The sequence below is a fragment of the Endozoicomonas sp. SESOKO4 genome, from assembly GCF_024606275.1.
Map to the genome: position 1 here is coordinate 1 of NZ_JAHHPS010000536.1, position 3570 is coordinate 3570.

General features: G+C 48.3%; 3 protein-coding genes. All 3 read left to right on the top strand.

Features of this window, described 5'->3' with window-relative positions; all coding sequences use genetic code 11:
- The first annotated feature begins 1156 nt into the window (after positions 1-1156).
- Positions 1157-2041: a hypothetical protein gene (locus KDK16_RS10440; RefSeq protein ID WP_257253853.1), complete on the top strand. Its 885-nt coding sequence runs from the start codon at positions 1157-1159 to the stop codon at positions 2039-2041.
- Between the two features lie 34 nt (positions 2042-2075).
- Positions 2076-3386, top strand: coding sequence for a WD40 repeat domain-containing protein (locus KDK16_RS10445; RefSeq protein ID WP_257276018.1), 1311 nt, complete (start codon positions 2076-2078; stop codon positions 3384-3386).
- A gap of 2 nt (positions 3387-3388) precedes the next feature.
- On the top strand, positions 3389-3570 hold a 182-nt coding region (locus KDK16_RS10450), incomplete at its 3' end, for a hypothetical protein (protein ID WP_257276020.1).

Sequence of the window (3570 nt, forward strand, 5' to 3'; positions counted from 1 at the left end):
TATAATCGTTCCCCCGTTAAATCAAAGGTCGCATCCACCAGTTTATCGCAGCAATAACAAACAATAGAAAAATGTTTGGTAGTTGTGCAGTTTCATAATAAATAACCTCTGATGAATCAACACTTACGCCGCCTGCTTATTTACAGCGGGCAGCGGTGCCGTAGCGCAGGCTTTAGCAGGCCTGAGAGATAGGATAGAAACGACGATGGAGTATAGCCTGTAGCGCTGGGTCTGGACTGAAATAATCAGATCAACCTGAATTCAGATACTCTGAAGTCAGGCCTCAATGTATAAAACGAAAAAAGTGTGGCTTTCGAATAGAACAAAAGAACACTCTCTACTAGACTCCTATCGGTTTTTGATTATTGGCAACCCGCTGGTGGCATAGATGCTATTTCCAGAATACTTCACGCCAAAGCCCAGTATTGTGTTGCTTGTATTCCTGCTGAGTCAGTTACCGGCCCATGCGGACGACAACTGTCAACTTAAACATATTCAATGCGCAAACCCTTCTCTTAATAACTGCAAAAGTGGTTTCGGGGCTGGTCGGTGCACAAATAGTGTCACTAACGAAACCTGCTCAATGGTCACTTTTCCCAAAGGTTTTTCCGGAAGCTACAGAGGCCAGCCAGTCACTTGCAACGAAGCTGATGGTTGTGAGGCGGTTAGCTGCCCTCAGGACTGTGTCAATGACCCGTCAATACCTTGCAGCTGTGTTGCAAAGTGGGGGCTTAACGGTGACATTCATTTTGAACCTGCTTTTTGTATTCCCGGCTCAACAGACGACAGTTGCAAACAACAGTTTTTTAAGTGCAACCAGGTCGATTTCAATTTTTGTTATCAGGGCTATGGCACTGGGTTATGTCAGCACATCGAGCACTCCAACCGAAACTGTACTGTGAATTATTACCCTGATCCTTTTAATAAAACGGCCAATGGGCATCATCTTAAATGTGATCACCAGAGTGGGTGTGAAAGCATCGCTTGCACCGATGGTTGTCAAGGCTCCTGGCAGCTCAATCATAAAACGGAAGTCGTTCCCGGTAATTGTGCAGCAAACCGGGGGAGAAGTTGTGAGCTCAGGTTTTTACATTGTGATAACGCTTTTTTTAAATTTTGTAGAGAGGGGTTTGGAAAAGGACACTGCGAAAACCCCGTGTCTGGAGAACGCTGCACAACCACAGTGTTGCCAGATCATCAGACCAAAGGCTGTTCTAACCCGGATGGCTGTGAAAAATTATCATGCCCGTCGTGTAAAGCTCATTGGATGCTCAACAATCATACATTGATTGCGCCTGAGGGCTGCGCCACAGGCTTAAACGACGGTAGTTGTCAGATGCGCTTCTTTAAATGTTCCCAACTGAAGCTGGACTTTTGCCAGAATGGCTATGGTTTGGGCCGGTGTTACAACGATGCTCAGAAAACGGGCTGCACAGTTCACTTTGTACCCCATCAATCCAGCTTTGCTGGTTCGGGAGGTCGCACCCATTGCCAGCATGCTTCCGGTTGTGAATCGCTAAAATGTGATAATGACTGCCGTGGCCACGGCCACGAAGGCTGGCAGGAAACGACACCAGGCAACTGCCTGCCAACAGCCGGTAAACCCTGCCAGCTGCAATACTTTTCCTGTGATGATGCGCAGTTTGACAGCTGCAAGGGAGGCTATGGCACAGGCACCTGCAGCAATTTCAAAACAGTAGAAACCTGCGATATTACTGTCTATCCAAGTGGTTGGAGGGAGTCACCCAATGATCCCGTGCTTTGCAGCAATAACCAGGGCTGTGAAGAGGTTCAGTGCCCCGAAGACTGTGGGGATGTTTGCGACTGTGCAGCCCAGTGGCAAGTTTATGGTAAAACCAATACTTATCCTCAGGGTTGCATTGATCACAACAGCAGCCAAAAAAAATCCAATGATCTTGCACTGGCTCTGGGCATCTCCGGTGGTGTCATTCTACTGGCTGTAGCAATAGTGACCCCGGTGGCCTGTTATTACCGATACTCAAAACGCATTACCTACCAAAGGATTTCCCCAGAAAACTGAAGGGGTTTCCATAACGACTGAGTTAATGCCTTTTATGAAAATCACGATTCACGTTCTTCATAAGCAGCACCCCCGGAAAGTCAGGTTCTTTTTCTTAGTGTTATTCTCAGCCTTTGTCTGCCTGACAAAAGCTGCCCCGAACGATGCACCGGAAATGGTCGCCAATGCCTTCCATGCCGGAAGCGTAAAAAAGGCCGTTTTCTCCTCCGATGGGCGATGGTTTGCCACAGCGTCGGCGGATCATTACGCAAAGTTTTACACTACCGGCCAACCCATAGAAAAAGTAGCTCAAAAGCTGGCAAACCTTCCTCATGATAACGGGGTGAATGGTGCATTTTTCAGTCCTGACAACAGCTTACTGGTGACCGTCTCCAACGACAATTCGGCAAAAATCTGGGTGGCTAACCATCCCAAAGCGAATTTCCCCACACTAATGTCAACCCTTAATCACAATGGCAACGTCCTTTATGCCAGCTTTTCACCATCAGGCAACTTGCTGCTGACAGTCAGCACCGAAGGGGCGGCTCTACTCTGGGATCTTAGCCAGGTCGAATCAGGCAAGGTGACGCAGCTGGCAGCAATGGAGCACAATGCTACCGTATTTCAGGCTGTCTTCAGCAGCAAAGCGGAACAGGTGTTGACTGTATCAGCAGACTGGACGGCCAAGCTTTGGGATATAACCCGGATAAAAGACAAAAACCCTGTATTATTAGCGACGCTGAAGCACTATGGCCCTGTCTATCAGGGGGCTTTCGATCCGGCTACGGATACTCTGGCTGCAACGGCATCCGACGATCATACCGCAAGACTCTGGGATTTCAGCGCAATCTCCAGCGGCGCAGCCAGACTGTTAACTACTATAAAGCATAATGGTTCAGTCACTGGCCTGACCTGGCACCCGGCCGGTTCAAAATTATTCACTTACTCGGATGACCATACTGCAAAATACTGGGACACCTCCGGGGCAGAAAAAAAGCATAGCGCCCAATTACTGGCCACCATTGAACATGCAGCACCGGTACGGGATGTCAGCTTTGACACTAAAGGTCACTGGGCAGTTTCCGCTTCAGAAGATTATACGGCTGGTGTCTGGGATATGACGGCTATCAGCCAAGGAAAGCCGTTGCTGGTGAACACCCTGCATCACCCAAATTCAGTGAATTCAGCTTGCTTCAATCCAGTTGCCTTAAAACCAGACATTTTTATGCCTCCGTTCATTCGTGGGCTGCTACATAATTCGTTCCTGCAGGTTCTTACCGCTTCCGATGACTTCACGGCAAAACTCTGGCAATTAAGTATCAGGCAGGTGAGACCCTCAGGTAAAAAAAGTTCTGTTGGAGAATGACAATGAAAGCGCAGGCTTTAGGCTGGATGATCTGCCGGGTTGTAGGGTTCGCCTTCTGGGTGGCCAGTCCAGTGGTATTTGGGCAGGATAACCAGCCCGTCATCATAATTAAACCTCGGGATGTTTGTGATTGCTGCGATAAACTGGTGGATGCGACCTTTGATTTAACGGGGGAACGATTATA